The organism is Chromohalobacter canadensis, assembly GCF_034479555.1.
Classification (GTDB): Bacteria; Pseudomonadota; Gammaproteobacteria; order Pseudomonadales; family Halomonadaceae; genus Chromohalobacter; species Chromohalobacter canadensis.
Map to the genome: position 1 here is coordinate 777,017 of NZ_CP140151.1, position 13,908 is coordinate 790,924.

General features: G+C 60.8%; 15 protein-coding genes. 2 read left to right on the plus strand and 13 right to left on the minus strand.

All coding sequences use genetic code 11. The features are described from left to right. Window positions 1-48 precede the first annotated feature (48 nt). Together SR908_RS03745 and ettA are read left to right on the plus strand one after the other, a co-directional pair. On the plus strand, window positions 49-483 hold the full coding sequence (locus SR908_RS03745; RefSeq protein WP_246920235.1) for a PAS domain-containing protein: 435 nt from the start codon (window positions 49-51) through the stop codon (window positions 481-483). A gap of 120 nt (window positions 484-603) precedes the next feature. Next, window positions 604-2,265 (plus strand): energy-dependent translational throttle protein EttA, encoded by a 1,662-nt coding sequence (gene ettA, locus SR908_RS03750; RefSeq protein WP_246920231.1) that lies wholly within the window; start codon window positions 604-606, stop codon window positions 2,263-2,265. Between the two features lie 131 nt (window positions 2,266-2,396). On the opposite strand, the gene SR908_RS03755 is transcribed toward ettA, so the two are convergent. The 13 genes from SR908_RS03755 to ftsB form a co-directional block, all read right to left on the minus strand. After that, window positions 2,397-2,555 carry a DUF1328 family protein gene (locus SR908_RS03755; RefSeq protein ID WP_075368045.1) on the minus strand — a complete coding sequence of 53 codons (159 nt, stop codon included), beginning with the start codon at window positions 2,553-2,555 and terminating at the stop codon, window positions 2,397-2,399. Between the two features lie 125 nt (window positions 2,556-2,680). Beyond that, a complete protein-coding gene (lpxL, locus tag SR908_RS03760; RefSeq protein WP_246920227.1) occupies window positions 2,681-3,601 on the minus strand; it encodes an LpxL/LpxP family Kdo(2)-lipid IV(A) lauroyl/palmitoleoyl acyltransferase in 921 nt (306 codons plus the stop codon). 43 nt (window positions 3,602-3,644) lie between these two features. Then, window positions 3,645-4,739, minus strand: coding sequence for an alanine racemase (alr, locus tag SR908_RS03765; protein ID WP_246920225.1), 1,095 nt, complete (start codon window positions 4,737-4,739; stop codon window positions 3,645-3,647). A gap of 132 nt (window positions 4,740-4,871) precedes the next feature. Beyond that, window positions 4,872-6,344 carry a TolC family outer membrane protein gene (locus SR908_RS03770; RefSeq protein ID WP_246920224.1) on the minus strand — a complete coding sequence of 491 codons (1,473 nt, stop codon included), beginning with the start codon at window positions 6,342-6,344 and terminating at the stop codon, window positions 4,872-4,874. Between the two features lie 282 nt (window positions 6,345-6,626). Further along, window positions 6,627-7,604 (minus strand): RNA polymerase sigma factor RpoS, encoded by a 978-nt coding sequence (rpoS, locus tag SR908_RS03775; protein ID WP_246920221.1) that lies wholly within the window; start codon window positions 7,602-7,604, stop codon window positions 6,627-6,629. A gap of 122 nt (window positions 7,605-7,726) precedes the next feature. Beyond that, a complete protein-coding gene (locus tag SR908_RS03780) occupies window positions 7,727-8,833 on the minus strand; it encodes a peptidoglycan DD-metalloendopeptidase family protein (protein ID WP_246920219.1) in 1,107 nt (368 codons plus the stop codon). Further along, window positions 8,826-9,767 carry a DUF368 domain-containing protein gene (locus SR908_RS03785; protein WP_040242564.1) on the minus strand — a complete coding sequence of 314 codons (942 nt, stop codon included), beginning with the start codon at window positions 9,765-9,767 and terminating at the stop codon, window positions 8,826-8,828. Before SR908_RS03785 ends, SR908_RS03780 begins: the two co-directional genes overlap by 8 nt. Beyond that, window positions 9,764-10,453, minus strand: a complete 690-nt coding sequence (locus SR908_RS03790; RefSeq protein WP_075368052.1) for a protein-L-isoaspartate(D-aspartate) O-methyltransferase — start codon at window positions 10,451-10,453, stop codon at window positions 9,764-9,766. The genes SR908_RS03785 and SR908_RS03790 overlap by 4 nt, the downstream gene beginning before the upstream one ends. Further along, on the minus strand, window positions 10,434-11,186 hold the full coding sequence (gene surE / locus SR908_RS03795) for a 5'/3'-nucleotidase SurE (protein WP_075368053.1): 753 nt from the start codon (window positions 11,184-11,186) through the stop codon (window positions 10,434-10,436). Before surE ends, SR908_RS03790 begins: the two co-directional genes overlap by 20 nt. A gap of 36 nt (window positions 11,187-11,222) precedes the next feature. Beyond that, window positions 11,223-12,269, minus strand: coding sequence for a tRNA pseudouridine(13) synthase TruD (gene truD, locus SR908_RS03800; protein ID WP_246920217.1), 1,047 nt, complete (start codon window positions 12,267-12,269; stop codon window positions 11,223-11,225). Beyond that, entirely contained in the window at window positions 12,266-12,754 is a 489-nt protein-coding gene (gene ispF / locus SR908_RS03805) for a 2-C-methyl-D-erythritol 2,4-cyclodiphosphate synthase (protein WP_246920214.1), read from the minus strand. The genes truD and ispF overlap by 4 nt, the downstream gene beginning before the upstream one ends. Beyond that, window positions 12,751-13,473: a 2-C-methyl-D-erythritol 4-phosphate cytidylyltransferase gene (gene ispD, locus SR908_RS03810; protein ID WP_097021870.1), complete on the minus strand. Its 723-nt coding sequence runs from the start codon at window positions 13,471-13,473 to the stop codon at window positions 12,751-12,753. Before ispD ends, ispF begins: the two co-directional genes overlap by 4 nt. Continuing rightward, window positions 13,470-13,835, minus strand: coding sequence for a cell division protein FtsB (ftsB, locus tag SR908_RS03815; protein ID WP_097021871.1), 366 nt, complete (start codon window positions 13,833-13,835; stop codon window positions 13,470-13,472). The genes ispD and ftsB overlap by 4 nt, the downstream gene beginning before the upstream one ends. Between the last annotated feature and the right edge of the window lie 73 nt (window positions 13,836-13,908).

Genomic DNA, 13,908 nt, shown 5'->3' on the forward strand with positions numbered 1-13,908 from the left:
CGGCATGGCCATGATGAGTGCATGACAGTCCCAAGGAACGCAGAGACGATGAAACGACCTCCCATGATCAGCCCGGCGCTACTGGAACGTATTGTCAACGCGTCAGACGATGGCATCGTGGTGGCCGAACAGGAAGGCGACGAAACCATCCTGATCTATGCCAACCAGGGCTTTGAAAGACTCACCGGCTACAGTGCCGACGAGATCCTCTACCGTGACTGTCGTTTCCTGCAGGGCGACGATCGCGATCAACCTCAGCTGGACGCAATCCGTCAGGCGCTCCGCCAGGGAGAGCCATGTCGGGAGATCCTTCGCAATTACCGCAAGGATGGCTCAATGTTCTGGAACGAACTCTCGATCACCCCCGTCTACGACGACGAGGACCAACTGACGTATTTCGTCGGGGTGCAGAAAGACGTCACCGAGCGCGTCGAGGCCATGCAAGAGCTGGAGCGTCTGCGGGCAGAGCGTGAGCAGGCCTGAGAGGAAGTTTCAAGCGATGGGTACGCGGCAAGTAGACGCGATTTCATCATGCTAGCCTTTACGCCGCACCCCCTCTATCATCGTTACTTGTGATCCATTTCCCAACCAAACCGGAATTCCATGGCGCAATACGTCTATACCATGAATCGGGTGGGCAAGATCGTCCCGCCCAAGCATGAAATCCTCAAGGATATTTCGCTTTCCTTCTTCCCTGGCGCGAAGATCGGCGTGCTCGGTCTCAACGGCGCGGGTAAGTCCACGCTGTTACGGATCATGGCCGGTGTGGACAAGGAATATAACGGCGAAGCGCGGCCCATGCCGGGTATCAATATCGGCTATCTGCCGCAGGAGCCCGAGCTCGACGACGAAAAGAACGTCCGCGAGACGGTCGAAGAAGCCTTGAGCGAGATCAAGGACGCCCAAGAGCAGCTCGAGGCGGTGTATGTCGCCTACGCCGAGCCGGATGCCGATTTCGACGCTCTGGCTGCAGAGCAGGCGCGTCTTGAGGATCTGATCGAGGCCGCCGACGCGCACAATATCGAACGCAAGCTGGAAGTCGCTGCCGAGGCTCTGCGCCTGCCGCCCTGGGACGCTAAGGTCGGTAACCTCTCTGGGGGCGAGCGCCGCCGTGTGGCACTGTGTCGTCTGTTGCTCTCGAGCCCCGACATGCTGCTGCTCGATGAGCCGACCAACCACCTCGACGCCGAATCGGTGGCCTGGCTGGAACGTTATCTGCACGACTATAGCGGAACCGTAGTGGCGATTACCCACGATCGCTACTTCCTCGACAACGTGGCCGGCTGGATTCTCGAGCTGGACCGCGGCCAGGGCATTCCCTTCGAGGGCAACTACTCGCAGTGGCTTGAATCGAAGGAAAAACGCCTCGAGCAGGAAGCCAAGCAGGAGGCTTCCAAGAACAAGGCGATCAAGCAAGAGCTCGAGTGGGTACGCAGCAACGCCAAGGGGCGTCAGGCCAAGAGCAAGGCGCGCTTGAACCGCTTCGAGGAAATGCAATCGGGCGATTTCCAGAAGCGCAACGAAACCAACGAGATCTACATTCCGCCCGGGCCGCGCCTAGGTGACAAGGTCATCGAGTTCCACGATGTGGCCAAGCGCTTCGACGACAAGCTGCTGTTCGAGAACCTCTCATTCCAGCTACCCAAGGGTGCCATCGTAGGCATCGTCGGCGGCAACGGCGCCGGCAAGTCTACGCTGTTCAAGCTAATCGCCGGCATGGAACAGCCCGATAGCGGCGAGGTCGTTATCGGTGAGACCGTGGATATCGCCTACGTGGAACAGTTGCGCGATCATCTCGACGACAAGCAGACCGTCTGGGAAGCGGTATCCGACGGTCAGGACATGATCAGCATCAATGGCTACGAGATGTCCTCACGTGCCTACGTGGGACGTTTCAACTTCAAGGGCAACGATCAGCAAAAACGCCTATCGGAGCTTTCGGGGGGCGAGCGCGGTCGCTTGCAACTGGCACAGACCCTCAAGCAAGGCGCCAATGTCCTGCTGCTCGACGAACCGTCCAACGATCTCGACATCGAGACGCTGCGTGCCTTGGAAGAAGCGCTGCTCGCCTTCCCTGGCTGTGCGCTGGTCATCTCGCACGACCGCTGGTTCCTCGACCGTATCGCGACCCATATCCTCGCCTACGAGGGTGAGTCCCGTGTGGAGTTTTTCGAGGGCAATTATAGCGAGTACGAGGAAGACTACCGCCAGCGCGTGGGCAGCGACACGCCCAAGCGCATGAAGTACAAGCGCATCGATGCCTGACCGGCCTCGCTAGGGCTGGATGTTGTAAGCTTGAAGAAACCCCACAACCGCAAGGTTAGTGGGGTTTTCTTATGGAAAGTTTACAGTTGCCGGCGAATGGCCTCTTCGATGAGGCCTTGATGCGTGTGGCGTCAGCGACCTCGGCCACGAATGAGCGTTACCACGAACAGCACCAAGAAGACGAAGAACAAGACCTTGGCGATGGTCGCGGCGGCCCCGGCAATACCGCCAAAGCCGAGAACACCTGCAACGACGGCGATGATTAGAAAAATGATCGCATAATTGAGCATAAGTGATTTCCTTCCGTTGGATGTTGTCTACCCTCGCTCTCATTGTCCATGAGAGACGCCTCAAGAGTTGTCCGTAATCCGCTCAACGTCAAGATCATTATGGCGAGAACCGTTCGCCATTACCTTCACTTCGAATACAGCGAGGCCTCACCGCGTGGCCGCGTCTTGAAGCGCCGATGCAGCCATAGGTACTGCTCGGGGTGGCGACGAATGGCGTCTTCAATGAGGCCGTTGATGCGTGTGGCATCGGCAATATCGTCCCCGCTCGGAAAATTTTCCAGCGCAGGCAGGTATTCCAACGTGTACGTCTCATCACCGGGGTTGCGATGAAAAATCAATGGCATCACCGGCGCCCCCGTCATACGGGCAATCTTCGCCGTCAATTTGAGTGTCGCAGCCTCGACCCCGAAAAAGGGTGCGAAGACGCTGGCATCACGGCCGAAATCCTGATCCGGCGAATACCACACGGCGTGCCCTTCCTTGATACGACGCACCACACCGCGCAGGTCATGGCGATCGATGGCACGCCCGAAAATACGCCGTCGTGCACGCGTCATGAAGCGCTCGAATAGCGGATTGTCATGCGCCCGGTAGACGACGTCCGCAGGAAAGAACAGCGAATGCAGCGCACCGCCGAGGTCGAGGGTCGAGAAATGCACCCCAATGATTAACGCCCCTTTGCCCTGCGCCAAGGCTTGAGTCATGTGCTCTTCGCCCTTGAAAGTCACGCGATGGCGCAAATGCTCGGGATCACGGCACCAGCCAGTAGCAGTCTCGAGAATGCCCTTGCCGTTGGCGATGAAGGTCTCACGTACCAGCCGAGACCGCTCCTCCTCGCTCAACTCTGGAAAGCATAACGCCAGATTGGTCTCGGTAATGCGCCGGCGACTGCGCGCGAAGCGCCAGGCACACAGGCCGATGAGGCGCCCTACCGCCATTTTGAGGCGCCAGGGCAACCAGGCACCGAGACGCATCAGCCCGATGGCCAGCCAGGTGGGCCAATAGCGGGGATGGGCGAAATTATCAGGCAATACGTGCTTGGCCATATCTCTCTCGAGGCATCGAAACGCCGCTCATTGTAGCGGATTTTTACACTGTGTCGGCCACCCGATAGCGACGTGGCACGCGGGGCAAGACCCCGGTCATCAGCGTATAGCTGATGGTATCGCAGTGACGCGCCACTTCATCAATGGACAGCCCTTCACCCCACAGCACGACCTGGCTGCCGATGTGCGCCTCGGGCACCTCAGTGAGATCGACCGTCAGCATGTCCATGGACACCTTGCCGGCCAATGGCACACGCCGTCCCTCGACGAGCACCGGCGTGCCATCCCCTGCGTGGCGATCGTAACCATCGCCGTAGCCACACGCGACCACGCCAATGCGTGAGGGGCGTGGTGCCCGCCAACGCCCACCGTAGCCGACCGCTTCCCCCGTCTCCAATTCACGCACCGCGATGACCTCAGATCGCAATGTCATCACTGGCTTGAGGGCGCGACTCGCATCGTTGGCACCTTCCAGCGGATCACTGCCATAGAGCATGACGCCCGGACGTGTCCATTCACCGTGCGTCTGCGGCCAGGCCAACGTGGCCGGCGAATTGGCGAGGCAGACCGGCGCCTCGAGCCGCTCGCGCAGCGCCTCGACACACGCCATCTGACGACGAAAATAACCAGGATCGAGCGCATCGGCAGTGGCGAAGTGCGTCATCAGATGCAGGTCGGTGGCCTGATCCGGCGCCGCCTTCAGACGCTGCCAACGCGACACGAAGGCCTCCGGCGCGAACCCCAGGCGATGCATGCCGGAATCCAGCTTTAGCCAGGTCGGAATCGGCGCCTGAGGCCGAAACGCCAGCAAGGCGTCGAGCTGCCAATCGCTGTGTACGGCGACCCAGAGCCGATGTGCGTCGATGAGCGGCAATTCCTCGGCGTCGAAGAATCCCTCCAGCAGCATGATCGGCTGCGCGATACCCGCCTCACGCAGCGCCACGGCTTCCTCGATACTCGCGACGGCAAACGCGGGGGCAACATCGGCCAGGGCATTGGCGCACTCGAGCGCGCCATGGCCGTAGGCACCCGCCTTGAGGACCGCCATGGCGCGGCTTTGAGGCGCTTGATCGCAGGCAAGACGGTAATTGTGGCGCAAGGCGCCAAGGTCGATATCGGCGATCAACGGCCGGGACATGGCAAACGTTCCTTCTGACAAGGCAATAACGGGCGCCCTATTCTACCTCGCCCACACGGTGTGGTGCGCGGTACGACGCAAAACGCCGCACCCAAAGGTGCGGCGTGGAGAATAGCACTTGTCGAACTCGCCTCAGGGCGCGGACGACTCCTCCATCGTGGGGCGCTCGCCGATGTCTTCCATCTGGCTCATGCCGCCATCCTCGGGAAGGCGTAGCGTCACGGTCTTTGTCTCCCGCAGCCACTGGTTGAGATCGCGAATCACGTCCTGATCGAGTACCCCGGCCTGCTGGCGCAGCTCCACCATGTCGGTCACGTAGGTATAGCGCGCATCGGCATAATCGGAAATCGCCTGATACAAGGACTGCTCGGCGTCGAGCACATCGACGATATTGCGGGTCCCCACCTCGTAGCCGGAACGCGTGGCTTCCAGTGCGCTACGGTTGGAAACAATCGCCTGTCGCTGGGCCTCAACGCTTTCGACATCGTTCATGACCTGCGTGAACAGCGAGCGTACCTGCTGCGTGGTATCGCGACGCTGGGCCTCGTAATCGTACTGCGTCGCCTCTAGCGAGTAGGTCTGCTGACGCACTTGGGCACTGGTCGTCCCGCCACTGTAGATAGGCAGCGAGGCCTGGAGCCCGACCTGCGTGTCCGCATTGTGCCCGTCCAGATAATCCTGGTCGCTATCCGAATAGTTATAATTGGCAAACGCCGAGAGCGTCGGCTTATGGCCGGCTTCCGCCTGCTCGACCTCCGCCTGGGAGACATCCACCGCCGCTTGCGCCGCCTGCACGTTGGGATTATTGGCGATCGCCATCTGAATCCAGTTATCGCGCCCCGTTGGCTCGGGAGACTCGATGGGAATATCGTCCGACAAGGCGTCGATGCTGTCGTAACGCTTGCCGGTCAGGCGTTCCAGTGCTTCGAAACTGACCTGCAGGTCGTTTTCGGCGGAAATACGCTGGGAGCGGGCTAGGTCGTAAGACGCCTGCGCCTCGTTGACATCGGTGGTTGCCACTAGCCCGACATCGAATTGCTCCTGCGCCTGGTCAAGCTGACGCTTGATTGCCTTCTCTTGGGAAATACTCGCCTCGAGCACGTCATTGGCGCGCAGGATCTCGAAATACGCCGAGGCGACATCGTAGAGCAACTGCTGGCGGTCGGCCTGCAGCAAGAGCGCTTGCTGACCGGTTTCGCGCTTAGCGATTTCAAGCGCGGCCCAGCTAGTCGCATCGTACAGCGCCTGGGTCAATTCAAGGCTAGCGCTGGTCGAGTTATAGCTACTTTCGGAACCCGTCCCAGTGCCTCCCGATCCGCTACCTCCCGCAGCATTCGACGAGCTTTGGCTCTCCAGGGTGTTGTTGTGGGCAACCTGCGCAGTGGCATCGATCTGCGGCAACAAGCTGCCACGCGCCACGTCACGCCCTGCATCGACGCTCTGAAAAGTCGACCGCGAGGCACCCAGGGTGGAGTTGTTCTGCAGGGCATCCTGAGTAATGGTCCACAAATCGGCAGCGTGCGCCTGAGAGGTGACAGCGGCGGCGACCAACACCGGCAATAAACGCAGCCGAAATTTCGGCGATGACGGCTCTCGAGAGGACATCGGCTTGGGTTCCTTTCTTTTGACGCACGGTCTTTTGACGAACGTGCTTTTGACTGACTTGCTTCCCACAGATTTTCTCGGGGGCGGGCTGAATACGGGCTCGACGACCGGCAGCGTCACCGCCAACAAGGGGCATCGGGGTTACATACAATGCCGCATGTATTGCCTCAGATCAATGTATCAAGCAAATAAGCAAGTACCAAGGATAGCGTGGAAAGCGCGTCATTGCCGTGACAGCCCCGTGACATGACAAGCCATGCGGCTCATCATGCCTGGTGCGCGTCATTCGAAAATCGAGTCCAGCGACAATCCTTGCTTCTCCAGTACCCGGCGCAATTTTTTCAACGCCTCGACCTGAATTTGACGCACCCGTTCACGCGTCAGACCGATTTCCGCCCCGACATCTTCGAGAGTCGCGGCTTCATGCCCGCGCAGACCGAAACGACGCACGACAACTTCCATCTGTTTGTCGGTCAACTCCGCCAGCCAGTCGTCGACGTGCTGCTTGACGTCGTTGCCGACCAGCAACGACTCGGGGCCAGCTTCATTTTCATCGGCTAGCGTATCGATCAAGGGCTTATCGCTCTCGCCGCCCATCGGATAGTCGACTGACGATACGCGCTCGTTAAGCCCGAGCATCTTCTTGACAGTGCCGACCGGCTTATCCAGAAAGTCGGCGATTTCCTCGGCTGTCGCTTCATGGTCGAGTCGCTGCGTCAGCTCGCGCGCGGCCCGCAAATAAATGTTGAGTTCCTTGACCACATGAATGGGCAGGCGAATCGTGCGCGTCTGATTCATCAGCGCCCGCTCGATGGTCTGACGAATCCACCAGGTCGCATAGGTCGAAAAGCGAAAGCCCCGTTCGGGGTCGAACTTTTCCACGGCACGAATCAGCCCCAGGTTGCCTTCCTCGATTAGATCGAGCAGTGACAACCCACGGTTGAGATAGCGTCTGGCGATCTTGACCACCAGCCTCAGATTGGACTCGATCATACGCTGGCGACCAGCAGGATCGCCTTTTTGGGCCAGGCGACCGTAATGCACTTCTTCTTCGGGAGTCAAAAGCGGCGAAAAGCCGATCTCATTGAGGTAAATCTGTGTTGCGTCGAGGCTTTGATGGTAACTCTTTTCGTCACGATTCAACGCTTTCTCGAACGCGTCGGCATCCTTGTCGCTAGCGACCTCTTCGGCGTCGACTTCTACTTCATTTTCAACGTCGTCGAGATCCACACCCTGAATATCCCGCTCCAGCATGCTCATATCCGATACCCCACTTTACTACTGCCGATTTGATACCACGGCCGGGGACGTGCGAGCCACCGGCCATGGCGGACTACCCGTTTATTGTTGTGCGCATGTTCAGGGTCTGTGTCCTACCGTGCTCAACGCGACGGCAGGTACTCCATTGGGTCTTGAGGCTGGCCGTCCTGGCGCACCTCGAAATGCAGCTTGACGCGATCAGCATCGGTATCGCCCATGGTGGCAATGTTTTCGCCTGCTTCGACGACATCGTTTTCCTCCACGCGCAACGTATCATTATGCGCGTAAGCACTCAGAAAATGGTCGTTATGCTTGAGAATGATGAGGTTGCCATATCCACGGACACCACTGCCGGCATACACCACGATGCCCGGACCCGCTGCTTTGACAGGTTGCCCCTTTTCACCAGCGATATCAATGCCGGCCGTCACGGTGGAATTGTCATCGAAACCGTTGACGACATCGCCCTCTGTGGGCCACTGCCAAGCCACATTTTCTACCGGCTGATATTCGCGTTGCGAGCGGTCGGTCGTTGTGTCGCTTTCACCGGCGACGCTCGTGCCGGCATCGCTGGTGGACTCGGACGACTCTTCGCCCGCCACCTGATCATCCGTGCTCGTATCATCGGATTGCGCCTCTTGCGGCTCATCGCTGGCGGCTGAAGCACCCGAGGCCTCGCTTTCGCCTTCGTCATCGCTCGCGGACTCCTCGGCTGCATCGTTCGCGTCGTAGACCGGCCCCGGCGCACCGCTTTCGCTGGCCTCGGAAGCAGCGCCCACGGCCTGCGCGTCGATAGACGCGATATCCAGGTCGCGACCTTGCGACGACGCGCTATCCGCCGGCGCCAGCCAGTCATCATCCTGAACGCCGCCAGTCGTATCGGCACCACCACCCAACGGGGTTGCGACCGCACCACTGGTTCCGTCGGACGCTTGACTTGACGCCGCCCGGGCATCGCCCTCGGGGGGCAGGCGTAGCGTTTGCCCCGGATCGAGGCGATAGGGCGGCGTAATATCATTGAGTTGCGCCAAGTCACGAAAATCGAGGTTGTTCTGCCAGGCGATGCCATACAAGGTGTCGCCCGACTTGACGGTGTACGAACTCGGCGGCTCGCTGTTACGGCTGACCGAGAGATCCTGCACCTGGGGTGCGCCACTGGAGCTTACGCACCCCGCCAGGCCCAGTGCCACGAGTCCCAGCGCGGGCAGTAGTCGACGAGCGTCAGACATGGGGTCGGTCCTCTTTAAACGGGGATGGACTGCGTTCGCCGATGACCATGACCAACACCATGCCAGCGATCATCAAGACGGCCGCCGTCAGCAATTGGGCCGGCTCACCGGTTATCACGCTATAGTCCGAAGGCATGAGATAGCGATAGTCGAGCGGCACGATCTTATCGCCACTTGCGAGGCGGTAGCTAACCAGCTCGCGCCACGGCCAGAGTTGCGGTAACGAGCCGAGAATGAAGCCGACCAGGGTCAAAAGCGTTCCCAGTCGGTAATGATGGAACAGCCACGACAGGACTCGCGAGAACACCATCAAGCCGATGACACAGCCGGTACCGAAGGTCGCGATCAAGGCCAGGTCGGCACTTTTGATGCCCTCCATGACCGTCCCGTAAAGCCCCATCACCAATAGCAGGAAGCTCCCCGAGACGCCCGGCAGAAGCATCGCACTGATGGCAATGGCGCCTCCCACCAATAATATCCACTGACTGCCTCCCGTAGGAGCGGGCAAAAGGCTGGGCAGCCACAGGGCCACGCAGACGCCCAGAATCAAGGGAAAGCCATGCCGCCACTGCCAATGGCCGACCTGTCTACCCACCACGACGGCCGAGGCTAGCACCAATCCAAAGAAAAATGCATTGAGCAATAACTGATGATGATCCAGCAGCCAGGTGACCAGATGTGCGACACTCACCAGGCTCGCCACGATCCCTAGCAGCAAAGGCAGCAAAAATGCCAGATTGAGATGCTTCACGAGCCCCGCCAGACCACCGCGACGCCACGCCCCAAAGGCACGAGGGCCGAATTGCTTGATCGAGTGGATCAACTCCTCGTAGATGCCCGTGATGAAGGCAATGGTGCCGCCGGAAACTCCGGGTACTGCGTCCGCGGCGCCCATCCCGGCGCCTTTGAAAAAAAGCGTCAGGTAACGCTTCATTTTATGACCCCTTCCAGTAGCGGTACGAATCTGACCCGCTCGAGCCGTGTACGTTCGAAGGTGGAGCCGCACCGCTGTACTCGCGTCAGCCATTGATGACCTACTTCATCCTCCAGCGGCGCGATCAGTTCTCCGCCGTCAGCCAGTTGGTCCAATAGTTCTTTAGGCAGCACACTGGCACAGGCGGTGAAGAGAATGACATCGAAGGGGGCAGCCTGCGGCCATCCATGGCCGCCGTCTTCATGGCGCAGGCGCACATTACCGGCCCCCAGCATGGCCAGGCGAGAGGCGGCGCTGCGATGCAACGCACCAATGCGCTCGATGCTCCATACCGACTCTACCAGGCGCGCCAGAATCAGGGTCTGATAGCCTGAGCCGGTCCCGACTTCCAACACGCGACGCGGCTGCGCGGCCAGCACAAGCTCGGTCATCCGCGCCACGATCCACGGCTGCGAAAGCGTCTGGCCATGGCCCAACGGTAAGGCAGTATCTTCATAGGATCGGTGCGCCAGCGCCTCGTCGAGAAAGACATGACGCGGTTCGCGCGCCATGACGTCGAGCACCCGGCGATCTTGGATACCACCTGCCTGCAAGCGCCGTATCAAGCGATTGCGAGTACGCTGTGAGGTCATGCCGATGCCACCGAGTCGGTGTGTATCGTGTGTGTCAGGAATTCGACAATGCATCCAGCCAGTTCCGTACGTCGTCCAACGCGGCATGGCGCGTGAGATCGGTCTGTAGAGGCGTGATCGATATGTACCCTGCGTCGATAGCCGCGAAATCAGTGTCCGTGCCATCATCGGCGTTATCGCCGACGGCGGCAATCCAATAACGCTCGCGGCCACGCGGATCTTTCACTTTCATCGGTCGGGCCGCCGGGCCGCGATACCCCATCCGCGTCACGCGTACGCCCTGAATATCTTCCCAAGGCACGTCCGGTACATTGACGTTGAGCAGACTCCTTGGGGGCAATGACAGTGACTCCGCCGCGCCCACCAGGGTCGCCGCGACGCGACCGGCCGTCTCGAAATAGCGCTCGCCGCAAAGCGATACGGCAATCGCCGCCATGCCCAGATTGCGTCCTTCCATGGCGGCGGCCACAGTGCCCGAATACAGCACGTCGTCGCCCAGATTGCCACCATGGTTGATGCCTGAAATCACCAGATCGGGCTTCTCGTCCCAGACCCCGTTGACGCCCAGATACACGCAATCGGCAGGCGTTCCGTCGACTGAATAGAAACCATTGTCGAGGGCCGTCAACGCCAGGGGACGCGTCAGCGTCAGCGAGTTGCTGGCGCCGCTCTTATCGCGGTCCGGTGCCACCACGCGCAGACGCCCATGTGCCGAGAGCGCGTCATGCAGCGCACGAAGCCCCGGTGCATGGACGCCATCATCATTGGATAACAGTAACTTGCGCATACCTATCCTCTCGCTTTTCTGATAGCCGATATCCCTTCACAGCAACGGGTGATGCATCAACTCACGCAATACCGAGGTCGCGAAGGCGCCGCGCGGCAAGCCGAAGCCGAGCGTCACTCGGTTTGAGGCCTCATGCTCCAGCGACGGTGCGTCAAGCGGCACGCATAGCGTGCGTCGATCCATGCGTACGCCGGCCGCTTCCAGCCCCTGCATGAGTACTTCATGTCGCGCCGCGAGCCGCGCTTCTTCCTCGGCCACCTCTGCGCCACTCTCCAAACGCCCGCGCCCCCACAACGGACCGGTAGGCGCGACGTCGCCACGCGCAGCGCGTTCGTGCAAGGCAGAGTCGATCTCGTCGGCTACAAAGCGGCTGGCCGTACCTGCCAACGCCAGCACATCGCCCGGACGCGGCGTTCGCCAGGTCTGCGCGCGCAGGCGCATGGCCAGCACCTCATTGAACAGGAAGCTACGTGCCGCAGAAAGCTGCATACCATGCGGATCGTCACGCTTACGCCAACCTCGCGCAAAAGCCTTCTGAGCGAGCACCAGGTTGCGCCCTTCGCGGCCGAAGCGTTGCGGGCCGAAGTAATTGGGCACGCCATCCGCGCATAGGGCCTGCCAGCGACGCGATAACTCGGGATGCGAGGCGATCTCGCCGCTCAGACGAAGCGTAAAATGGTTGGCGCGGTGCACGCCGCGCTTGAGCTTGCGTGGGTGACGTCGCGTCTCTTGCACCACGACCCCCACGTCGCTCAGTTGGGTGGCAAACGCGTCAGGGGCATCACGTCCGGGCAGATGCACCGAGAGCCATTGGCGGGTAACCGCGATGCGGTCCTTGAGGCCGCTATAGCCCACGTCACGCGGACGCACACCACACACTCGCGCCACATGCTTGACGGCTTCCGGTGTCGTCAGATCGCGCTTCTCGATCCACAGCCAGAGGTGTTCACCCTGCCCTTCCGGCGCGAAATCGAATATTTCCTCAACAAGGAAGTCCTCGGGCGTCATGCGAAAATCGCCCGAGGCCAGCGGCTCGCCGTGGACACGTGGCCAATCGGGTGGCCAGAGCGACATATCGATCATGTGGCGTCCGCGCGTGTCAGTAGCACCACTGCCTCGGCGGCGATGCCTTCCTTGCGCCCGGTGAAACCGAGCCGCTCGCTGGTGGTCGCCTTGACGTTGACTGCGTCTTCCGCCACACCGAGCGTCTCGGCGATACGCGTGCGCATCAGCGCGATGTGATCGGCCAGGCGCGGTGCCTGGGCGATCACGGTCGTATCCAGGTTGGCGATTCGATAGCCCATGGCGGCGACTTGATCATATACCCGGCGCAACAATTCGCGACTGTCAGCACCGGCCCAGGTCGCGTCGGTATCGGGATAATGATGACCGATATCGCCCAGGCCGCAGGCACCGAGCAGCGCATCGCACAACGCATGCAGCAGAACGTCGCCGTCCGAATGGGCGATAAAACCGTGCGTATGTGCGATGCGCACACCGCCGATCATCAGATGATCGCCATCGCCGAAGCGGTGCACATCAAAACCGTGACCAATACGTAACGTCATGAGCATATCTCGTCGGAAAGCGGAGCATCCCACGCGGCCTCGCTGAGAAGCCGTGTCGCGAGGGAAAGATCCTCAGGATGCGTAATCTTGAGATTGTCCCGGCGGCCGGGCACCAAGCGCGGCGCCAGACCCAGCGCCTCGAGTGCCGATGCCTCGTCGGTGAGCGCCACGCGCGTGTCGCGGGCATGCGCGAATGCTCGGCACAGCACGCGATAGGTCGCGCCTTGCGGGGTCATGGCATGCCATAACCCCTCACGCGACACGGTATGCACGACATGGCCGTCGGCATCGGCGCGCTTCATGGTGTCCGCCACGGGCGCCGCCAGCAGCCCACCGCCGGGCGAGGTTTCAAGCACGGCGCGCAGGCGACGTAAGTCATCGAGCGCCACGCAAGGCCGCGCGACATCATGCACCAACACCAGATCATCGTCCGCCGCGACACCCTCGAGCGCGGCCAAAGCGTTCGTCACCGAGTCGGCACGTTCCCGGCCGCCGGGCACGCGCTCCCAGTCGGCGAAGGGCACCCACTCAGGCGAGAAGTGGGCATCGTCGGCATCGAGGCACAGGCGCAGCGCCGCGTCCGGAAAGGCGGCATGTAGCCTCGCCAAGGTATGCGCCAGTACCGGCCGGCCTGCAATGTCCAGATACTGCTTGGGCAAGGCGGCCCCCATGCGGCGGCCTTGCCCCGCCGCCGGTACGATCAACCACAGTTGACTCACGGTGCGACCTCCTCAGGCATCGCCGCGGCCTTTTCGGGGTCGCCCCGTACCGTAGTGGCACTTTGCTCGATGATGGAACGCTCGGCGGTCACGCCGGGCACCCAGAAAAACTGTTCGTCACGGCGTACCATGCCCAGATCGCTGCGTGCCCGTTCTTCAATGGCATCGAGCCCTTTCTTGAGATCGATCACTTCCGCCGCCAGACGGTCATTGCGCGCCTGCAGCCGGTCATTTTTTTCTTCAAGCACATCGGCACGGTGGCTAATATGGTTGAGTTCACGCACTCCCCCTTCACCGAACCACAGGTGATACTGCAGTAGACCAATCAGTACCACTAGCGTTATGCATATCCACTTCAACATCGTTGGTTCCGTCCTGGACCGACAGCTGCCCGGCATTATGCCATCATCAAGGCACCCGCGCAGTCCACGCGGC

Coding starts and splice junctions, on each gene's coding strand:
- rpoS (WP_246920221.1), bottom strand. CDS start 7,604: ATGAGCATGCTGGAGCGGGATATTCAGGGTGTGGATCTCGACGACGTT.
- alr (WP_246920225.1), bottom strand. CDS start 4,739: ATGTCCCGGCCGTTGATCGCCGATATCGACCTTGGCGCCTTGCGCCAC.
- SR908_RS03785 (WP_040242564.1), bottom strand. CDS start 9,767: ATGAAGCGTTACCTGACGCTTTTTTTCAAAGGCGCCGGGATGGGCGCC.
- SR908_RS03745 (WP_246920235.1), top strand. CDS start 49: ATGAAACGACCTCCCATGATCAGCCCGGCGCTACTGGAACGTATTGTC.
- ispF (WP_246920214.1), bottom strand. CDS start 12,754: ATGACGTTACGTATTGGTCACGGTTTTGATGTGCACCGCTTCGGCGAT.
- surE (WP_075368053.1), bottom strand. CDS start 11,186: ATGCGCAAGTTACTGTTATCCAATGATGATGGCGTCCATGCACCGGGG.
- SR908_RS03780 (WP_246920219.1), bottom strand. CDS start 8,833: ATGTCTGACGCTCGTCGACTACTGCCCGCGCTGGGACTCGTGGCACTG.
- SR908_RS03755 (WP_075368045.1), bottom strand. CDS start 2,555: ATGCTCAATTATGCGATCATTTTTCTAATCATCGCCGTCGTTGCAGGT.
- ettA (WP_246920231.1), top strand. CDS start 604: ATGGCGCAATACGTCTATACCATGAATCGGGTGGGCAAGATCGTCCCG.
- SR908_RS03790 (WP_075368052.1), bottom strand. CDS start 10,453: ATGCATTGTCGAATTCCTGACACACACGATACACACCGACTCGGTGGC.
- lpxL (WP_246920227.1), bottom strand. CDS start 3,601: ATGGCCAAGCACGTATTGCCTGATAATTTCGCCCATCCCCGCTATTGG.
- SR908_RS03770 (WP_246920224.1), bottom strand. CDS start 6,344: ATGTCCTCTCGAGAGCCGTCATCGCCGAAATTTCGGCTGCGTTTATTG.
- ftsB (WP_097021871.1), bottom strand. CDS start 13,835: ATGTTGAAGTGGATATGCATAACGCTAGTGGTACTGATTGGTCTACTG.
- truD (WP_246920217.1), bottom strand. CDS start 12,269: ATGATCGATATGTCGCTCTGGCCACCCGATTGGCCACGTGTCCACGGC.